The 18,243-nt window shown below is 71.2% G+C and carries 16 protein-coding genes; 4 read left to right on the top strand and 12 right to left on the bottom strand.

Annotated features, from left to right (window positions below; genetic code table 11):
• The first annotated feature begins 32 nt into the window (after nucleotides 1-32).
• Nucleotides 33-833 carry a DsbA family protein gene (locus AC4IHM_RS24685; RefSeq protein WP_490869190.1) on the top strand — a complete coding sequence of 267 codons (801 nt, stop codon included), beginning with the start codon at nucleotides 33-35 and terminating at the stop codon, nucleotides 831-833.
• An 83-nt stretch (nucleotides 834-916) separates the two neighbouring features.
• A complete protein-coding gene (locus AC4IHM_RS24680; protein WP_490869189.1) occupies nucleotides 917-2,614 on the top strand; it encodes an alkaline phosphatase D family protein in 1,698 nt (565 codons plus the stop codon).
• On the opposite strand, the gene AC4IHM_RS24675 is transcribed toward AC4IHM_RS24680, so the two are convergent.
• Nucleotides 2,599-3,204: a dienelactone hydrolase family protein gene (locus AC4IHM_RS24675; protein WP_490869188.1), complete on the bottom strand. Its 606-nt coding sequence runs from the start codon at nucleotides 3,202-3,204 to the stop codon at nucleotides 2,599-2,601. The genes AC4IHM_RS24680 and AC4IHM_RS24675 overlap by 16 nt on opposite strands.
• A gap of 106 nt (nucleotides 3,205-3,310) precedes the next feature.
• Here AC4IHM_RS24675 and AC4IHM_RS24670 point away from each other — a divergent pair, with 106 nt between their 5' ends.
• The gene (locus tag AC4IHM_RS24670; RefSeq protein WP_490869187.1) at nucleotides 3,311-4,435 is read left to right on the top strand and encodes a mechanosensitive ion channel family protein; all 1,125 of its coding nucleotides are present in this window, start codon (nucleotides 3,311-3,313) and stop codon (nucleotides 4,433-4,435) included.
• 17 nt (nucleotides 4,436-4,452) lie between these two features.
• On the opposite strand, the gene AC4IHM_RS24665 is transcribed toward AC4IHM_RS24670, so the two are convergent.
• The 5 genes from AC4IHM_RS24665 to AC4IHM_RS24645 form a co-directional block, all read right to left on the bottom strand.
• Nucleotides 4,453-6,039 carry a Na+/H+ antiporter gene (locus tag AC4IHM_RS24665; RefSeq protein ID WP_490869186.1) on the bottom strand — a complete coding sequence of 529 codons (1,587 nt, stop codon included), beginning with the start codon at nucleotides 6,037-6,039 and terminating at the stop codon, nucleotides 4,453-4,455.
• A 90-nt stretch (nucleotides 6,040-6,129) separates the two neighbouring features.
• A complete protein-coding gene (locus tag AC4IHM_RS24660) occupies nucleotides 6,130-6,615 on the bottom strand; it encodes a GNAT family N-acetyltransferase (protein WP_490869185.1) in 486 nt (161 codons plus the stop codon).
• A complete protein-coding gene (locus AC4IHM_RS24655) occupies nucleotides 6,612-7,556 on the bottom strand; it encodes an RluA family pseudouridine synthase (protein ID WP_490869184.1) in 945 nt (314 codons plus the stop codon). The genes AC4IHM_RS24660 and AC4IHM_RS24655 overlap by 4 nt, the downstream gene beginning before the upstream one ends.
• Nucleotides 7,557-7,617: 61 nt before the next feature.
• Complete coding sequence (lspA, locus tag AC4IHM_RS24650; protein WP_490869183.1) at nucleotides 7,618-8,205, bottom strand: signal peptidase II; 588 nt, start codon at nucleotides 8,203-8,205, stop codon at nucleotides 7,618-7,620.
• Between the two features lie 100 nt (nucleotides 8,206-8,305).
• A complete protein-coding gene (locus AC4IHM_RS24645) occupies nucleotides 8,306-9,064 on the bottom strand; it encodes a TraR/DksA family transcriptional regulator (protein ID WP_490869182.1) in 759 nt (252 codons plus the stop codon).
• Between the two features lie 594 nt (nucleotides 9,065-9,658).
• Between AC4IHM_RS24645 and ileS the strand changes: the two genes are divergently transcribed.
• Nucleotides 9,659-12,805: an isoleucine--tRNA ligase gene (ileS, locus tag AC4IHM_RS24640; RefSeq protein ID WP_490869181.1), complete on the top strand. Its 3,147-nt coding sequence runs from the start codon at nucleotides 9,659-9,661 to the stop codon at nucleotides 12,803-12,805.
• Nucleotides 12,806-12,971: 166 nt separating this feature from the next.
• On the opposite strand, the gene AC4IHM_RS24635 is transcribed toward ileS, so the two are convergent.
• The 6 genes from AC4IHM_RS24635 to ftsZ form a co-directional block, all read right to left on the bottom strand.
• Nucleotides 12,972-14,204, bottom strand: coding sequence for a DivIVA domain-containing protein (locus AC4IHM_RS24635; protein ID WP_490869180.1), 1,233 nt, complete (start codon nucleotides 14,202-14,204; stop codon nucleotides 12,972-12,974).
• Nucleotides 14,205-14,259: 55 nt separating this feature from the next.
• Nucleotides 14,260-14,544, bottom strand: coding sequence for a YggT family protein (locus AC4IHM_RS24630; RefSeq protein ID WP_019328007.1), 285 nt, complete (start codon nucleotides 14,542-14,544; stop codon nucleotides 14,260-14,262).
• Between the two features lie 80 nt (nucleotides 14,545-14,624).
• Nucleotides 14,625-15,266 (bottom strand): cell division protein SepF, encoded by a 642-nt coding sequence (locus AC4IHM_RS24625; RefSeq protein ID WP_437053715.1) that lies wholly within the window; start codon nucleotides 15,264-15,266, stop codon nucleotides 14,625-14,627.
• Between the two features lie 129 nt (nucleotides 15,267-15,395).
• Entirely contained in the window at nucleotides 15,396-16,115 is a 720-nt protein-coding gene (locus tag AC4IHM_RS24620; protein ID WP_490869179.1) for a YggS family pyridoxal phosphate-dependent enzyme, read from the bottom strand.
• A gap of 6 nt (nucleotides 16,116-16,121) precedes the next feature.
• Nucleotides 16,122-16,850 carry a peptidoglycan editing factor PgeF gene (gene pgeF / locus AC4IHM_RS24615; RefSeq protein WP_490869178.1) on the bottom strand — a complete coding sequence of 243 codons (729 nt, stop codon included), beginning with the start codon at nucleotides 16,848-16,850 and terminating at the stop codon, nucleotides 16,122-16,124.
• Nucleotides 16,847-18,049 carry a cell division protein FtsZ gene (gene ftsZ / locus AC4IHM_RS24610; RefSeq protein ID WP_490869177.1) on the bottom strand — a complete coding sequence of 401 codons (1,203 nt, stop codon included), beginning with the start codon at nucleotides 18,047-18,049 and terminating at the stop codon, nucleotides 16,847-16,849. Before ftsZ ends, pgeF begins: the two co-directional genes overlap by 4 nt.
• Nucleotides 18,050-18,243 lie beyond the last annotated feature (194 nt).

Here is an 18,243-nt window from a genome sequence, read left to right as displayed (position 1 = left end):
CCCGTGTGCACGTCCCCGGAGAGATCACCATCATGAGCAAGCGGAACAGCCAGGCGGCGAAGACGGCGGCCCGTGAACGTCTGCGCCAGGAGCGCGAGCGTCAGGCCAAGCGCGACAAGGTCAAGCGGCAGGCCGTCGTGGCCGCCTCCATCGTCGGCGTGCTGGCGATAGCCGGCGGCATCAGCTACGCCGTCGTGCAGGGCAACCAGCCCTCGGCGTGGGAGAAGGCCGCCGACGCCAAGGTGGTGGCCCCGGCCAACACCTCCGGCAAGGACGGCACCACGGTCGTCGTCGGCGAGGCCAAGTCCGACAACGTCGTCCACCTCTACGAGGACCCGCGCTGCCCGGCCTGCGCCTCCTTCGAGCAGAGCATCGGCGAGACCGTCAACAAGGGCATGCAGGACGGCGACTACAAGCTCTCCTTCACCATCGGCACCTTCCTCGACGGCAACCTGGGCGGCGAGGGCTCGAAGAACGCGCTCAGCGCGCTCGGCGCCGCGCTGAACGTCAGCCCCGAGGCGTTCGTCGACTACAAGACCGCCCTGTACTCCGCCAAGTACCACCCGGAGGAGTCGACCGACGAGTTCGCCAAGGACGACTACCTGATCAAGGTGGCGGACACGGTCGACGCCCTGAAGAACAACAAGAAGTTCCAGGACGCCGTGGAGAAGGGCACCTACGACGCCTGGGCGATGCGGATGAGCAAGTCCTTCGACGCGGCCGACGGCGTCGAGTCGACCCCGACCATCAAGGTCAACGACAAGGTCATCGACACCCCGGGCACCGCCGCCGACTGGCAGAAGGCGCTGAAGGACGCGGGCGTCACCAAGTGACCCGGTGACCTCCGGTCGACGGGCGGGCGAACTTTCGCGAGTTCGCCCGCCCGCCCGCGTACCGATCAGTAACCTGATCGGCCGTGACCAGTCGACACAGATCGTCCCAGAACACCGTCGAGAACGCCCTCCCGTCGTCCGCCGAACGCGCGGGCGCCCGAGCACCGAGCCGCCGTACGGTCGTCAGGGCCGCGGCGGCCGGCGCCGTCCTGGCCGCCCCGCTCGCCGCGGCACTGCCCGCCGGTGCCGTCGAGCCGGCCCCCGCCTTCCTGCACGGCGTCGCCTCCGGCGATCCGCTGCCCGACGGCGTCCTGCTGTGGACCCGGGTGACGCCGACGCCCGAGGCCGCACCCGGCTCCGGAACGGGCCCGGACACCGAGGTGAGCTGGTTCGTCGCCACGGACAAGGCCTTCACGCACCTCGTCGCCAAGGGGTCCGTCACCGCGACGGCCGCCTCCGACCACACCGTCAAGGCGGACGTGCGGGGCCTGGCACCCGCCACGGACTACTGGTTCCGCTTCTCCGCGGGCCCCACCGACTCCCCCGTCGCCCGCACCCGCACCGCTCCCGCACCCGACGCGGCCGTCGCGGGCCTGCGCTTCGGCGTGGTCTCCTGCGCCAACTGGGAGGCCGGGTACTTCTCCTCGTACCGCCACCTCGCCGCCCGCGGCGACCTGGACGCCTGGCTGCATCTGGGCGACTACATCTACGAGTACGGCACCGGCGAGTACGGCAACCGCGACACCGTCGTACGGCCGCACGCGCCGGCCCACGAGATCCTCACCCTCGCCGACTACCGGATCCGGCACGCCCGCCACAAGACCGACCCCGACCTCCAGGCCCTGCACGCCGCCGCGCCGGTCGTGGCGATCTGGGACGACCACGAGATGGCCAACGACGCCTGGTCGGGCGGCGCCGAGAACCACACCGAGGGCGCCGAGGGCAGCTGGGCGGCGCGCCAGACCGCCGCCAAGCGGGCCTACTTCGAGTGGATGCCGGTACGCCCGGCGATCGCCGGCACCACCTACCGCGGGCTGCGCTTCGGCAGGCTGGCCGATCTGTCCCTGCTGGACCTGCGCTCCTTCCGCTCGCAGCAGGCGGCGCTCGGCAAGGGCGAGGTCGACGACCCGGAGCGCACCCTCACCGGCCGCGCCCAGCTCGACTGGCTCAAGTCCCGGCTCGCGTCCTCCGACGCCACCTGGCGGCTGGTCGGCAACCCGGTGATGATCTCGCCGTTCGCGATCGGCTCGCTCTCCGCCGCACTGCTGAAGCCGCTCGCCGAGCTGCTCGGCCTGCCCAAGGAGGGCCTCGCCCTCAACACCGACCAGTGGGACGGCTACACCGACGACCGCCGCGAACTGCTTGCGCACCTGCGCGCGAACGCCGTCGGCAACACGGTGTTCCTGACCGGCGACATCCACATGGCGTGGGCCAACGACGTGCCGTACAACGCCGGTACGTACCCGCTGTCGGCCTCGGCGGCCACCGAGTTCGTCGTCACCTCGGTGACCTCCGACAACCTCGACGACATCGTGAAGGTCCCCGAGGGCACGGTCTCGGCGGTCGCGGAGCCGGTCATCCGGGCCGCGAACCGGCACGTCCACTGGGTCGACACCGACCGGCACGGCTACGGCGTGCTGGACATCACCGCGCAGCGGGCGCAGATGGACTACTACGTCGTCTCCGACCGCACCGACCCGGCCGCCACGTCCGCGTGGTCCCGTTCCTACCGCACGCGCAGCGGCACCCAGCGCGTCGAGCGGGTCTACGCGCCGGTCTGATCCCCGCTCGCGTCCGTCTCCCCCAGCGAGCCGAGGAAGCCGAGCGCCACCCGCCAGGTGGCCTCGGCCGCCTCCTCGTCGTAGTCCGGCAGTCCGGGGTCGGTGTAGAGGTGGCCGGCCCCGGCATACCGGTGCACCTCGACATCGGCGCCGATCCGGCCCATCTGGAGATACCAGGCGCTGAGCCAGTCGTCCGTCTCGAAGGGGTCGGGCTCGGCCACGTGCAGCTGGACCGGCAGTTCGTCCACCGAGGCGTTGTGCGCGATGTCCGAGGTGCCGTGCAGGAGGAGCAGCGCGCGGGCCCGGTGGTCGCCGAGGGCGAGGGTCTGCGCGATGGAGGCGCCGAGCGAGAACCCGGCGTACACAAGGCCCCGTTCGGAATAGGGCGCGGCGGCCAGCACGGCCCGCTTCAGCAGCTCCTCCTTGCCGATCGCGTCCTGGTGGGTCATGCCCTCCTCGACCGTGTCGAAGACCCGGCCCTCGTAGAGGTCCGGCGTCCACACCTGGTGCCCGGCGGCGCGCAGCCGGTCGGCCGCCTGCCGCACCGCGGGCCTCGGGCCGAGGGTCGAGTGAAAGAGCACGATGTTCATGAGGACATGGTGCCAGCCGGGTGTGACAGCACCGGGCGCGGCGGTACCCGGGACGGGACGCAAGTCACAGGTTCACGAGGGGGCGGGGACGGTTACGTTCGAGGGCATGGAGACCATACTCCGCCCCCTGATCGTGGTCGGCGGTTCCGTGCTGCTCACCCTGGTCATCGGGTGGACCACCGACCTGTTGCTGCGCAAGGCCGACGGACGGCACCCCGAGACGCCGCTGTGGGGACTGCTGCGCCGCGCCCGCATCCCCTACCAGCTCGTCCTGTGCTCGGCGCTGCTGAGAGGGTCCTACATCCAGGCGCGGGTGTTCCCGGAGCACCGGGCGGGCGTCGGCCGGACCCTGACGCTGGTGCTGATCGGCTCGGTGGCCTGGCTGGTGGTCCGGATCGCGGCGGCGGTCGTCGAGACGTCGTACTCCCGCTACGCGCACGCCCACGCCCGGCAGAACCCGGCCCGGGTACGGCGGGTGCGCACCCAGGTGTCGCTGATCATGCGGGTGGTCTCGGCGGTCGTCGGCGTGGTCGCCGTCTCGTCGATGCTGCTGACGTTTCCGGCGATGCGCGCGGCGGGTGCCTCGCTGCTGGCCTCGGCCGGTGTGCTCGGCATCGTGGCCGGCATCGCCGCGCAGACCACGCTCAGCAACATGTTCGCGGGGTTCCAGATCGCCTTCGGCGACATGGTGCGCATGGGCGACACGGTGGTGGTGGACGGGGAGTGGGGCACCGTCGAGGAGATCACCCTCACGTTCCTGACCGTGCGCACCTGGGACGAGCGCCGGATCACCATGCCGGTGTCGTACTTCACGTCCAAACCGTTCGAGAACTGGTCGCGCGGCACTCCGCAGATGACCGGGACCGTCTTCTGGGACCTCGACCACACGGCGCCGCTGGACGCGATGCGCGAGCAACTGCGCGACCTGCTGCGCAAGTGCCCGGCCTGGGACGGCCGCAACTACAACCTGACCGTCACGGACACCACTCCGAACACCATGCAGGTGCGGGCCCTGGTGACGGCGAAGGACGCGGACGACATCTGGACGGTACGGGTCACGGTCCGCGAGGGGATGATCCGCTGGCTCGCCGACGAGCACCCCTATGCCCTGCCGCGGGTCAACACGGCGGACGCGGCCCTGCCGCCGGCCCGCGACGGCGTCCACCGGCCCCGCCGCTCCCCCGAAGCGGGCTCCCGCCGCTTCCCGGAACGGCCGACGAAGCAGCTGTGAGCGCCGGGCCGCCCGGCTCACCGCAGGCTGCGCACGTCCAGGTGGCGCAGCACCCGGTCCACGATCTCCGGGTCGGCCCCGGGTTCGCTGCGTGCGGCCAGCACCTCGTGCCGGGCGGCGCTCAGCATCTCGCCCTGGATCCGGCGGAACCGTTTCAGCCGCCGGGACCGCTGCTCCATCGCCTCGCGCCGCTCCTCGTCGCCGATGTCGGGGCTGATCCGCACCCCGATGTCGAAGGCCCGCCGCACCAACTGCTCGAACAGCTCCTCCGGCAGCTCCTCGACCGACTCGATCTCCCTGAGCCGCTCCTTCGCCGCCCTGGCCGCCCGGACGGCCAGTTGCTTCTCGTACTCCTTCTCCCGCTCGGTGTCCGCCCGCACGCCGAGCCGGCCCACCAGCCACGGCAGCGTCAGGCCCTGCAACAGCAGCGTGACCATGATCACGCCGAACGCGATGAAGACCAGCTCCTCGCGGTCCGGGAAGGGGGACCCGTCGTCCGTCTCCAGCGGGATGGCGAGCACCAGCGCGACCGAGGCGACACCCCGCATCCCCGCCCACCACATGACGATGGTCTCCCGCATGGACATGGGGATGTCCTCGTCGTGGTCGCGTCTGGCGTGCAGCCGCTTGGTCAGCCAGGTGGCCGGCAGCAGCCACAGCAGCCGCACCAGGATCACCACGCCCACGACCGCCGCGGCCCAGCCGAGCAGTTCCGCCCAGCGTCCCGAGGCCGTGCGGATCGCGTTGTGCAGCTCCAGTCCGACCAGGCCGAACGCCACGCCGGTGACGAGCGTGTCGACGACGTCCCACACGGTGTGCCCGGCGAGCCGGGTCATCACGTCGTCGGCGCCGAAGGCGTACTCGGCGAGGAACATCGCGGTGGTGAGCACCGCGAGCACCCCGGAGCCGTGCAGCTCCTCGGCCAGGACGTACGCCCCGTACGGCACCAGCAGGGTCAGCCCGATCTGGAGAGTGGCGTCCCCCAGCAGGCTCAGCAGCTTGTTGGTGGCCCAGCCCAGCGCGAGGCCGACCGCGACGGCGACGACGGCGGACACCACCAGGTCCATCCCCGCATGCCAGGGCGAGAAGGTGCCGCCGACGGCGGCGGCGATGGCCACGTGGTACAGGACGATGGCCGTGACGTTGTTGAAGAGCCCCTCGCCCTCCAGGATGGACACCAGGCGGCGCGGCAGCCCCAGTTGCCCGGCCACCGCGGTCGCCGCGACCGGGTCGGGCGGCGCGACCAGCGCGCCCAGCGCGAAGGCGGCGGCGATCGGCAGCCCCGGCACGATCGCGCTGGCCACCGCGGCGACGCTGACCATGGTGACGAAGACCAGCGCGACCGCGAGCAGGAAGATCGGGCGCCGGTTGGCCGCGAACTGCCGCCAGGACGTGCGGCGTACGGCCGCGTACAGCAGCGGCGGCAGCAGCGCGGGCAGGATGAGTTCGGGCGGGATGTCGACGTTGGGCACGAAGTCGAGGAGCGCGAGGACGATCCCGAGCAGCGTCATCAGCACCGGCGCCGGGAGCCCGAGCCGGTTCCCGATGGGGACGCTCAGCAGGGCCCCGAACAACAGCATGAACAACAGGGCCAGCTGATCCACGGTCACCGCTCCAGTGGGGTCTCGGCGTTCACACGGCGGACCTCAAGCCTGCCATGCCACCGGTCCCACCAGTCCGTTCGGCGGCGCAGGTCACAGGGCGCGCCGCATCGCGCGGTGCGGCATTCCGGCGTCGGGGAACTCCGGTCCGTACGCCTCGTACCCCAGTCGTGCGTAGAAACCGAGGGCGTGGGTCTGCGCGTGCAGGTCCACCGCGGTGAGTCCACGCGCGCGTGCCGCGTCCTCGACGGCGCGCACCAGCGCGGCCCCGACGCCCAGCCCCCGGGCGTCCCGGATGACGGCGAGCCGTCCGAGGGAGCCGACGGCCGGGTCGCCGTCGCCGTTCCTCTCCGCGGCGGCCTCGCCGTGCAGCAGCCGGGCGGTGCCCAGCGGCACCCCGTCGTCCCGGATCGCGAGGACGTGCACGGCGTCGGTGTCGTGGGCGTCGTACTCGAGGTCCGCGGGGACCTCCTGCTCGCCGACGAAGACCTCCTTGCGCACCGCGAAGCACGCCTCCCGGTCGGCGGGGTCCTCGGCGACGCGCACCGCGCAGACCGGCACGGGCCGGGCCGCGCTCATCCGTAGGTCTCCTCGCGGACCAGGTCGAGGGCCTGCTGGAGGTCCTCGGGGTAGTCGCTGGAGTACTCGACCCACTGTCCGTCGCCGGGGTGCTCGAAGCCGAGCCGTACGGCGTGCAGCCACTGGCGGGTCAGCCGCAGCCGCTTGGCGAGCGTGGGGTCGGCGCCGTAGGTCAGGTCGCCGACGCAGGGGTGGCGGTGGGCGGCCATGTGGACGCGGATCTGGTGGGTGCGGCCGGTCTCCAGCTTCACGTCGAGCAGGGAGGCGGCGCGGAAGGCCTCGATGAGGTCGTAGTGCGTGACGGAGGGCTTGCCCTCGGCGGTGACGGCCCACTTGTAGTCGTGCTGGGGGTGGCGGCCGATGGGGGCGTCGATGGTGCCGCTGGTCGGGTCGGGGTGGCCCTGCACGAGCGTGTGGTAGCGCTTGTCCACCGTGCGCTCCTTGAACTGGCGCTTGAGCGAGGTGTACGCGCGCTCCGACTTGGCCACCGCCATCAGACCGGAGGTGCCCACGTCGAGGCGGTGCACGACGCCCTGCCGCTCGGCGGCGCCGGACGTGGAGACGCGGTACCCGGCGGCGGCCAGTCCCCCGATGACGGTGGGGCCGCTCCAGCCCGGGGACGGGTGGGCGGCGACGCCCACCGGCTTGACGACCACGACCACGTCGTCGTCGTCGTGCACGATCTCCATGCCCTCGACGGGCTCGGCGACCACCCGCACCGGCGCGGGCGCCTGCGGCATCTCGACCTCGAGCCAGGCGCCGCCGTGCACCCGCTCCGACTTGCCGACCACCGATCCGTCGACCTGCACCTTGCCCGCCGCGGCGAGTTCCGCGGCCTTGGTACGGGAGAAGCCGAACATGCGGGAGATGGCGGCGTCGACGCGCTCGCCCTCCAGGCCGTCGGGCACGGGCAGGGTGCGGATCTCGGGAAGCGTGCTCACCCGTCGAGTATGCCGGACGGGCCGGGCAGGTCCGTACGCCCGCCCGGCGCCCCGAGCGCGCTCAGTCCGTGTGGACGGTCCCGTCCGGGTCCAGGCCCCGGAAGGAGAGGAGCACGATCAGGATGCCGCCGCAGACGATCGCCGAGTCGGCGAGGTTGAAGACGGCGAAGTGCTTGGGCGCGATGAAGTCGACGACCGCGCCCTCGAAGACGCCGGGGGCGCGGAAGATCCGGTCGGTGAGATTGCCGAGGGCCCCGCCCAGCAGCAGGCCGAGCGCGACCGCCCAGGGCAGGCTGTGGAGCTTGCGCGCGAGGCGGGCGATGACGACGATCACGGACGCCGCGATCACGGTGAAGATGACGGTGAAGGCCTCGCCGAAGCCGAAGGCCGCGCCCGCGTTGCGGATCGCCACGAGCCTCAGCCAGTCCCCGATGATGTCGACCGGCTCGTGGTGCTCCAGCCTGGCGACCACGATCGTCTTGCTGACCAGGTCGAGGAGGTACGCGAACGCGGCGACCGTGAACAGCAGCACGACGCGCCGCCTGCCCCGGGGACGCTCCGGAGCCTGCTCGGTGTCGGGCCGCTCCTGCCCGTCCCCCGCCGCGTCCGGAGTGTCCGGCGTACCGATGATGCGCTCCGCCTCTGCCACGTGAATCCCTCAGCCTAGGTACCTGACTGAGGACGAGAGTACGGCACACATTCCGTCCCGCACGTGCTCAGGAGGCATCCGCGCGCACAACCGCGGCGGATCAGTACCGGCGCTCCTGCTTCTGCTTGCACTCGACGCACAGGGTCGCCCTCGGGAAGGCCTGCATGCGCGCCTTGCCGATGGGATTGCCGCAGTTCTCGCACAGGCCGTAGGTGCCCGCGTCCAGGCGTTCCAGGGCGCGCTCGGTCTGGGTGAGCATCTCGCGCGCGTTGGCGGCCAGCGCCAGTTCGTGCTCGCGCGTGATGTTCTTGCTGCCGGTGTCCGCCTCGTCGTCGCCCGCGCCGTCCCCGGAGTCGCGCATCATGCCCTGGAGCGAGCGCTCGGAGGAGTCGATCTCGGTGCGCAGCCGGTCGGCCTCGGACTGCAGCTCCCCGCGCGCCTCCTCGACCTCCTCCGGGGTCCACGGGTCCTCGCCCGGCCGTACCGCGAGGTCGCCGGGGGCGACGCCGCGTGCCTTGGGAACCGCCGTCTTGGCCGCCGTGGCCGTGCCAGGAGTCTTCTTCGCAACCACCGTCGTGGCTCCCGTCTGCTCCGCGGCCTCGGCCGCGCCCGCCTTCTTGGCCGTGCTCTTCTTCGACGTGCTCTTCTTCGCCGCGGTCTTCTCGGCCGTGCTCTTCTTCGCCGCGGTCTTCGCCGGGCTCTTCCGGGCCCCGGTCTTCTTCGCCGGGCTCTTCTTCGCGGTGCTCCTCTCGGCGCCGCTCTTCTCGGCGCCGCCCTTCCCCGCGGCCGTCGTCCTCCTGGCAGCGGTCTTCTTCGCAGCCGTCTCCGACTGCCGTTCGGCGGTCTTCTTCGCCACCATGGCCGCGGCCCCTTCACATATTGTGATCTTGCGCGCGAATCGTGCTGGGACGATAAATCGACTCGGGTCCCGCGGCAACGGGGCACGCCGCCCGGTCAGCCCGCCCACCGCACGCCGAGCGGCGAGCATGAATGCGTTGTGCCCAGCTCCCCGCCCGGTAATCCGCCGCGACGGGGCCCGGCCCGGCCGCCCGCCGGCCGGACACCCGCCGGCGGCATTCGGGTCACGCCCGCCCCGGCGGAAGGCCGCACGGCACCCCCGCCCGCCCGGCGCCGAAACCGGTCGGCCGTCGTCCGCGCGGCGCCGTACACTGGGCGGAGCGAAAGGCGTGGATGGGGACGAGTAGCGGCGTCAGCAGCCCAGAGCGACCCGGGGACGGTGTGAGCCCGGGGGCGAGCGCGACGTGAAGATCACCCCGGAGCCGCCGGAAGAAAGCCGTGACCGGACAGCCACGGCGACTAGAACCGGCTCGCGGCCCCAATGAGGGGGCTCACCGGCGCACCCGACGCACCGGGGAGCCAAGGAGGGTGGTACCGCGGGAGCGCAGCTCTCGTCCCTCCGACGGAAGGCAGCACGTCCGCCGGAGGAAGCCCGTTGAATACGCAGCCGCAGTACCACCAGGTACCCGCCCAGGTAGACCTGCCCGCGCTGGAGCACGCGGTGCTCGACTTCTGGCGCGAGCAGAAGATCTTCGCCAAGAGCCTGGAGCAGTCCGAGGGCCGCCCCGAGTGGGTGTTCTACGAGGGCCCGCCCACCGCCAACGGCATGCCCGGCGCCCACCACATCGAGGCGCGCGTCTTCAAGGACGTCTTCCCCCGCTTCCGCACGATGCGCGGCTACCACGTGGGCCGCAAGGCCGGCTGGGACTGCCACGGCCTCCCGGTGGAGCTGGCGGTGGAGAAGGAGCTGGGCTTCTCCGGCAAGCAGGACATCGAGGCGTACGGCATCGCCGAGTTCAACGCCAAGTGCCGCGAGTCGGTGACCCGCCACACGGACGCCTTCGAGGAACTCACGACCCGCATGGGCTACTGGGCCGACCTCCAGAACCCGTACCGCACGATGGACCCCGAGTACATCGAGTCCGTCTGGTGGTCGCTCAAGGAGATCTTCGGCAAGGGCCTGCTGGTCCAGGACCACCGCGTCGCCCCCTGGTGCCCCCGCTGCGGCACCGGCCTGTCCGACCACGAGCTGGCGCAGGGCTACGAGACGGTCGTCGACCCCTCCGTCTACGTCCGCTTCCCGCTGACCTCCGGCCCGCTGGCCGGCGAGGCCGCGCTCCTGGTGTGGACGACCACCCCCTGGACGCTGGTCTCCAACACCGCGGTCGCGGCGCACCCCGAGGTCACCTACGTCGTCGCGACCGACGGCGAGGAGAAGCTGGTCGTCGCCGAGCCGCTGGTCGGCAAGGCGCTCGGCGAGGGCTGGGAGACCACCGGGCAGTCCTTCACCGGCGCCGAGATGGAGCGCTGGACATACCGGCGCCCCTTCGAACTGGTGGAGTTCCCGGCACCCGCGCACTACGTGGTCAACGCCGAGTACGTCACCACCGAGGACGGCACGGGGCTCGTCCACCAGTCCCCCGCCTTCGGCGAGGACGACCTCAAGGTCTGCCGCGCCTACGGCCTGCCGGTGGTCAACCCGGTCCGCCCCGACGGCACCTTCGAGGAGGACGTCCCGCTGGTCGGCGGCGTCTTCTTCAAGAAGGCCGACGAGAAGCTCACCGAGGACCTGGCCGCCCGGGGCCTGCTGTTCCGGCACATCCCCTACGAGCACAGCTACCCGCACTGCTGGCGCTGCCACACCGCGCTGCTGTACTACGCGCAGCCGTCCTGGTACATCCGCACCACGGCCGTCAAGGACCGTCTCCTCCAGGAGAACGAGAAGACCAACTGGTTCCCGGACTCGGTCAAGCACGGCCGGTACGGCGACTGGCTGAACAACAACATCGACTGGGCCCTGTCCCGCAACCGCTACTGGGGCACCCCCCTGCCGATCTGGCGCTGCGAGGACGACCACCTCACGGTCGTCGGCTCCCGCGCGGAACTGACCGGGCTGACCGGCACCGACCAGTCCGCCCTGGACCCGCACCGCCCCTACATCGACGGCGTGACCTTCGCCTGCCCGCAGGACGGGTGCGGGAAGACGGCCACGCGCGTGCCGGAGGTCATCGACGCCTGGTACGACTCGGGTTCGATGCCGTTCGCCCAGTGGGGCTACCCGTACAAGAACAAGGAGCTGTTCGAGAGCCGCTACCCCGCGCAGTTCATCTGCGAGGCCATCGACCAGACCCGCGGCTGGTTCTACACGCTGATGGCGATCGGCACCCTGGTCTTCGACAGGTCGTCCTACGAGAACGTGGTCTGCCTCGGCCACATCCTCGCCGAGGACGGCCGCAAGATGTCCAAGCACCTGGGCAACATCCTGCAGCCCATCCCGCTGATGGACCGGCACGGCGCCGACGCGGTCCGCTGGTTCATGGCGGCCGGCGGCTCTCCGTGGGCGGCCCGCCGCGTCGGCCACGGCACCATCCAGGAGGTCGTCCGCAAGACGCTCCTCACCTACTGGAACACGGTCGCCTTCCAGGCCCTGTACGCCCGCACCTCGGGCTGGTCCCCGAGCGGGGCGGACCCGGCCCCCGCCGACCGCCCGGTCCTCGACCGCTGGCTGCTGTCCGAACTGCACGCGCTCACCGACCAGGTCACCCGGGCGCTGGACGCCTACGACACCCAGCGCGCCGGCAAGCTGCTGTCCGCGTTCGTCGACGACCTGTCCAACTGGTACGTACGCCGCTCCCGCCGCCGCTTCTGGCAGGGCGACAAGGCGGCGCTGCGCACCCTGCACGAGGTCGTCGAGACGGTCACGAAGCTGATGGCCCCGCTGACCCCGTTCATCACCGAGCGGGTCTGGCAGGACCTGGTCGTGCCGGTCACCCCGGGGGCCCCGGAGTCGGTCCACCTGTCCTCGTGGCCCGAGGCCGACCTGTCGGCGATCGACCCGGAGCTGTCGACGCAGATGCTCCTGGTCCGCCGCCTGGTCGAACTGGGCCGCGCCACGCGCGCGGAGTCGGGCGTCAAGACCCGTCAGCCGCTGCGGCGCGCGCTGATCGCGGTGACGGGCTTCGACGCGCTCTCCCCCGAGCTGCACACGCAGATCACGGAGGAGCTGAACGTCGAGAGTCTCGCCTCGCTGAGCGAGGTCGGCGGCTCCCTGGTCGACACGACCGCGAAGGCCAACTTCCGTGCCCTCGGCAAGCGGTTCGGCAAGCGCGTCCAGGAGGTCGCGAAGGCCGTCGCGGGCGCGGACGCCGCGGCGCTCTCCCTCGCCCTGCGCGAGGGCACGGCCTCGGTGGAGGTCGACGGCGAGACCGTCGCCCTCGCCCCCGACGAGGTGATCATCACGGAGACGCCGCGCGAGGGCTGGTCGGTCGCCTCCGACTCGGGCGCGACGGTGGCTCTTGACCTGGAGATCACGGAGGAGCTGCGCCGGGCGGGCCTGGCCCGGGACGCGATCCGCCTGATCCAGGAGGCCCGCAAGAACAGCGGCCTCGACGTCGCCGACCGCATCGCCCTGCGCTGGACGGCCACGGACCCGGCGACCATCGCCGCCCTGACCAACCACGCGGGCCTGATCGCCGACGAGGTCCTCGCCACGGACTTCGCCCAGGGCGAGGCGGACGACACGTACGGCGCCCCGTTCACGGACGAGGGCCTGTCCCTGACGTTCCGTCTGCGCAAGCGGTGACCGAACAACCCGACGGCGCAGGGCCCGTATCCCCCGGAGGGATGCGGGCCCTGCGCCGTGGCGGACCGCCCCGCGCGCAAGGGCGGGCCCCGGGTCTCAAACCCGGGGCCCGCCCTGAACGCTGCCGGAGGCTACGCCGTACTACTGGACGTCGGTGCGCACCGGCTCAGTTGTCGTCCTCGTCGATCAGGAACCCGCGCATCGGCGAGGGCGCCTGCCCCATCGGAGACGGCCCCTGCGGCCGCACCGGCGCCATCGGCTGGGTCATCGCCGGCGACATCTGCTGCTGGCCGCCGTAGGACGGACCGGACTGGCCCGGACCGCCGCCCATCGACTGGTTGCCGCCGTACGACGGGGCGCTCGCGCCGGCCGGAGCCATCGAGGGCGCCGGGGACGGCGGCAGGGAGGCCGCGGCGGGCGTACGCGGCGGGGCCAGCGAGTCGTCCGCCTGGGTCTCCAACTGACGCAGCTGCGACTCCAGGTACGACTTCAGCCTCGTCCGGTACTCGCGCTCGAAGCCGCGCAGGTCCTCGACCTTGCGCTCCAGCGTGGCGCGGGCGGACTCCAGGGAGCCCATCGCGACGCGGTGCTTCTCCTGCGCGTCCCGCTCCAGGGCGTCCGCCTTGGCACGGGCGTCCCGCTCCAGACCCTCGGCACGCGAACGCGCCTCGCCGACGATCTTGTTGGCCTCGGACCGGGCCTCGGCGATCGCCTGGTCGGCGGTCTGCTGGGCCAGCGAGAGGACACGGGCGGCGCTGTCGCCACCGGGGCCGCCCTGACCGGGCATGCCGGGGCCACCGGGACCCTGCGGGCCGCCCATGGGGCCACCCATCGGACCGGGACCCATCTGCTGCTGCATCGGTCCGGGACCACCCTGGCCCATGGGACCGGGGCCGCCCTGCCCCATCGGCCCGGGACCACCCTGGCCCATCGGCCCGGGACCCTGACCCATCGGGCCGGGGCCCTGCGGGCCACCCTGTCCGCCGGGGCCGGCGGGCAGTTGCGGGGCACCGCTCGGCAGCTGGGGCGGGCCACCCATGGGGCCGCCCATCTGCTGCTGCGGCGGGCCCGATATGCCGGCGGGCACCGGAGCGCCGGGACCTCGCATGCCCTGCTGCGGCATACCACCCTGCTGGGGTGGGTGCTGCTGCTGATGCTGCTGATGCTGTTGCTGGTCCTGCGGCGGTTCCGGTGGCTTGCGCATGTTCTGCTGGTTCTGCGCGGCCGCGCGCGTCGCCGCGGCCAGCTTGGCGCGCAGGTCCTCGTTCTCGCGGAGCAGACGGGTCAGTTCGGCTTCGACCTCGTCGAGGAAGGCATCGACCTCGTCCTCGTCATAGCCTTCACGGAGGCGGACGGTCGTGAACTGCTTGTTCCGCACGTCCTCGGGGGTCAACGGCATCTTTTCACCTCAACGTTGTCGTCGGCATTCGGCAAGCCCGTATCTCTCTCATCGCTCACAGCCGGCTCACGATCGCGATCAGGATGTAGACGATGATCATCAGTACGAAGAAGGACAGGTCGAGCGCCACGCCCCCGAGACGCAGCGGCGGGATGAACCGCCGCAGAAGCTTCAACGGTGGATCGGTGACAGTGTAGGTGGCCTCGAGAACGACCACCATCGCCTTGCCGGGTTGCCACGAGCGGGCGAACTGGAAAACGTAGTCCATGACCAACCGGAAGATGAGCACGATGAGGAAGCACATCAGCGCGATGTAGACGACATCCAGAACCACGCTCATGACCTGTGCTTCCCTCTCCCCTGAACCATCTCTCGGACCCGTCTCGGGCCCGTGGTCTTGCTCTCTGCCGGTGGTGCGTCTCAGCTCTGGTTGAAGAACCCGCCCTCTGCGATACGGGCCTTGTCCTCCGCTGTGACATCGACGTTAGCAGGAGACAGCAGGAACACCTTCTGCGTCACCCGCTCGATACTGCCGTGAAGACCAAACACCAAACCCGCCGCAAAGTCGACAAGTCGCTTCGCGTCTGTGTCATCCATCTCAGTGAGATTCATGATCACCGGCGTGCCCTCACGGAAGTGTTCCCCGATAGTACGGGCCTCGTTGTAGGTCCGGGGGTGAAGTGTGGTGATCCGGTAGGGCTCTCGTTCGGAGACGACCTTGGGCATGATGACGGGTGCGCTCTTTTCCAGGCTTGCGCGTTCTTGTGTGATGGACGCCACGGGCGCGATACGCGCCGGGCGGCCCGATTCCGCCGCGAGCGAAGCGGAACGGGACACCGGCTCGCGCTGTGCGGGCGGTTGTACGACTCGTACCTCTTCGTCCCTTTGGGACTGATGTGAACCGTGCGACTGGTGCGCCGGTTCATGACGCCGATGGTCCCGCTCGGGCTCCGGGTCCAGTTCCGGTTCGAAGTCGTCGTCGGGGTCGAAGCCCCGGCCGTCGTACCCATCGTCCTCCACGAGGCCGAGGTAGACCGCCATCTTGCGCATCGCGCCGGCCATGCTCTGAGTCCTCCGCTCTGTGGTGGATCGGCTGACGACTGCCAAGTGCCCGCGATCCACGAGGTCGTTGCCTCCGCCTTTCGGCGGTAATGACCATATTTTCTGCTGTGGTCCGACTTCTTGGCGACGTTACCCGAGCCTGGGGCGGACTCCGAGTACCGCAGTGCCGACGCGTACATGTGTCGCTCCGGCGGCCACGGCCTGCTCAAGGTCCGCACTCATCCCCGCGGAGACCATGTTCGCAGCCGGATGGGTTCGGCGCACCTGGGTCGACAAATCCATGAGGTGCTCGAACGCGGCCTGTTCGCGCCCCGCGTACTCGCCGGTGAGCGGGGCGACGGTCATCAGTCCGTCGAGGCGCAGACCCTCCGAATCGGCGACCAGGTCGGCCAACTCTTCGATTCCCGCGGGCGAGACGCCACCGCGCTCGCCGCGCTCGTTCTCCCCCGCGTCGAGCGCGACCTGGAGGAAGCAGCCCACCTCGCGTCCGGCCCGCACGGCCTCCTTCGACAGCGCCGTGACCAGCCTGGCCCGGTCGACGGACTGCACGACATCCGCGTAACCGACCACGGACCGCACCTTGTTGGTCTGCAACTGGCCGACGAAGTGCCAGGTGAGCGGCAGGTCCGAGCAGGCGGCGGCCTTGGGGGCCGCGTCCTGGTCGCGGTTCTCGGCGACATGGCGCACACCGAGTTCGCAGAGCACGCGCACGTCGTCCGCCGGGTAGGTCTTGGTGACCACGACGAGTGTCACCTCTTCCCGGGCGCGGCCCGCGGCCGCGCACGCCGCGGCGATGCGCTCCTCCACTTTCGCCAGGTTCTCGGCGAGTTCGTGCTTACGGTCCGTCATGTCCCATCAGTCCAGCCACACATAGCCCGCGAGCCGCCCGGTGGTGCGGTCGCGTCGGTACGAGAAGTGATCCTTCGACTCCCGGGTGCACACCGGTGACTGCGCCCGCTCGCGCACCCCGAGGCGTTCGAGCTGCGCGTGCACGCCGGCGGCCACGTCGAGGGCCGGAGTGCCCCAGCCGGTCTCGGCGTACGCCGCCGGTTCGACGGCGGCCACCTCGGCGCGCATCCGCTCGGGCACCTCGTAGCACCGGCCGCACACGGCGGGTCCGGTGCGGGCGACGATCCTGGCCGGGTCGGCGCCGAGTCCGGTCATGGCCCGTACTGCGGCGGGGACGACCCCGGCGACCAGGCCTGGCCGGCCCGCGTGGGCCGCGGCGGCGACGCCCGCGACGGGGTCGGCGAGCAGGACGGGTACGCAGTCGGCGGTCAGGACGGCGAGGACCGGGCCGCGTTCGGCGGTGACGACCGCGTCGGCCCGCGGCACCGGCCGCTCCCCCCAGGGCCCGTCGACCACGGCGACATCGGCCCCGTGCACCTGGTTCATCCAGACCACCCCGGCCGGGTCGACGCCCAGCGACGTGGCCGCCAGCTCCCGGTTGGCCAGGACGGCGCCGGGGTCGTCGCCGACCGCGCCGCCGAGATTCAGCTCCTCGTACGGAACGGCGCTCACTCCGCCCCACCGGTCGGTGAAGCCGAAGTGCGCGCCGTTCGCGGTGTCGCGCTGGCCTATCACTTCAGGAAGTCCGGCACGTCCAGTTCCTCGGCCGCGCTGTCCGAGTAGGTCCTCGACGGCGGGACCGGCGGCGCGGAGACCGGCGGCAGTTCGCTCACCGGCTCCGGCGCGGGGACCGGCTCCGGGTCCTCCTTCGGCTTGACGCTGCCGAGCGAGCCGAAGGACGGGCGGCTCTCGGGCTGCCGGGCCGGAGCGGGCTCCTCGCGCTTGGCCGAGGAGGAGCCGAGGACGTTGTCCCGCTTGGACGGCGGCTGGCCCCCGTCGAAGCCGGCCGCGATCACGGTGACCCGCACCTCGTCGCCGAGGGCGTCGTCGATGACCGCGCCGAAGATGATGTTGGCCTCGGGGTGGGCGGCCTCGCTGACCAGCTGGGCGGCCTCGTTGATCTCGAAGAGGCCGAGGTCGGAACCGCCGGAGATGGAGAGCAGCACGCCCCGGGCGCCGTCGATGGACGCCTCCAGGAGCGGCGAGGAGATCGCCATCTCGGCCGCGGCCACCGCGCGGTCGTCGCCGCGGGCCGAGCCGATGCCCATGAGGGCCGAACCCGCCTCGGACATGACCGACTTCACGTCGGCGAAGTCCAGGTTGATCAGGCCCGGCGTGGTGATGAGGTCGGTGATGCCCTGCACACCGGACAGCAGCACCTGGTCGGCGGACTTGAACGCGTCGAGCACGCTGACCTGGCGGTCCGAGATGGACAGCAGCCGGTCGTTGGGGATGACGATGAGGGTGTCGACCTCTTCGCGGAGTTCGGCGATGCCGTCCTCGGCCTGGTTGGCCCGGCGCCGTCCCTCGAAGGTGAACGGGCGGGTGACCACGCCGATGGTGAGGGCGCCCAGCGAACGGGCGATGTTGGCCACGACGGGCGCGCCGCCGGTGCCGGTGCCGCCGCCTTCTCCGGCTGTCACGAAGACCATGTCGGCCCCCTTGAGGACCTCCTCGATCTCCTCGCGGTGGTCCTCGGCGGCCTTGCGGCCGACGGCCGGGTTGGCTCCGGCGCCGAGTCCGCGGGTGAGTTCGCGGCCGACGTTGAGCTTGACGTTGGCGTCGCTCATCAACAGAGCTTGCGCGTCGGTGTTGATGGCGATGAACTCGACGCCCTTGAGACCGACCTCGATCATCCGGTTGATGGCATTGACACCACCGCCGCCGACACCGATGACTTTGATGACTGCGAGGTAGTTCTGCGGTGCTGCCACGTCGAAGGCCTCTCGCCTCGAGTTACGTGTCGCCGAATCGTTGAAGCACTGCTGCCTCGCGACGCGACGACTGATGCCGAATGGGACGGTCCGTAGCGCCGACCCGAACCCTAACGCTGAAGTTTAGGGTTACCAGTGTGTCTGTTCCTTGGAGTCTTCTGAACAGGACACTAAGTCGACAAGTGGCGCACGTT

It is taken from the genome of Streptomyces sp. SL06 (assembly GCF_058244745.1).
This window is presented reverse-complemented; position numbering and strand designations above follow the sequence as displayed.

Coding starts and splice junctions, on each gene's coding strand:
- AC4IHM_RS24675 (WP_490869188.1), bottom strand. CDS start 3,204: ATGAACATCGTGCTCTTTCACTCGACCCTCGGCCCGAGGCCCGCGGTG.
- AC4IHM_RS24625 (WP_437053715.1), bottom strand. CDS start 15,266: ATGGCCGGCGCGATGCGCAAGATGGCGGTCTACCTCGGCCTCGTGGAG.
- AC4IHM_RS24660 (WP_490869185.1), bottom strand. CDS start 6,615: ATGAGCGCGGCCCGGCCCGTGCCGGTCTGCGCGGTGCGCGTCGCCGAG.
- AC4IHM_RS24645 (WP_490869182.1), bottom strand. CDS start 9,064: ATGGTGGCGAAGAAGACCGCCGAACGGCAGTCGGAGACGGCTGCGAAG.
- AC4IHM_RS24670 (WP_490869187.1), top strand. CDS start 3,311: ATGGAGACCATACTCCGCCCCCTGATCGTGGTCGGCGGTTCCGTGCTG.
- AC4IHM_RS24620 (WP_490869179.1), bottom strand. CDS start 16,115: ATGACGGACCGTAAGCACGAACTCGCCGAGAACCTGGCGAAAGTGGAG.
- AC4IHM_RS24635 (WP_490869180.1), bottom strand. CDS start 14,204: ATGCCGTTGACCCCCGAGGACGTGCGGAACAAGCAGTTCACGACCGTC.
- AC4IHM_RS24685 (WP_490869190.1), top strand. CDS start 33: ATGAGCAAGCGGAACAGCCAGGCGGCGAAGACGGCGGCCCGTGAACGT.
- AC4IHM_RS24630 (WP_019328007.1), bottom strand. CDS start 14,544: ATGAGCGTGGTTCTGGATGTCGTCTACATCGCGCTGATGTGCTTCCTC.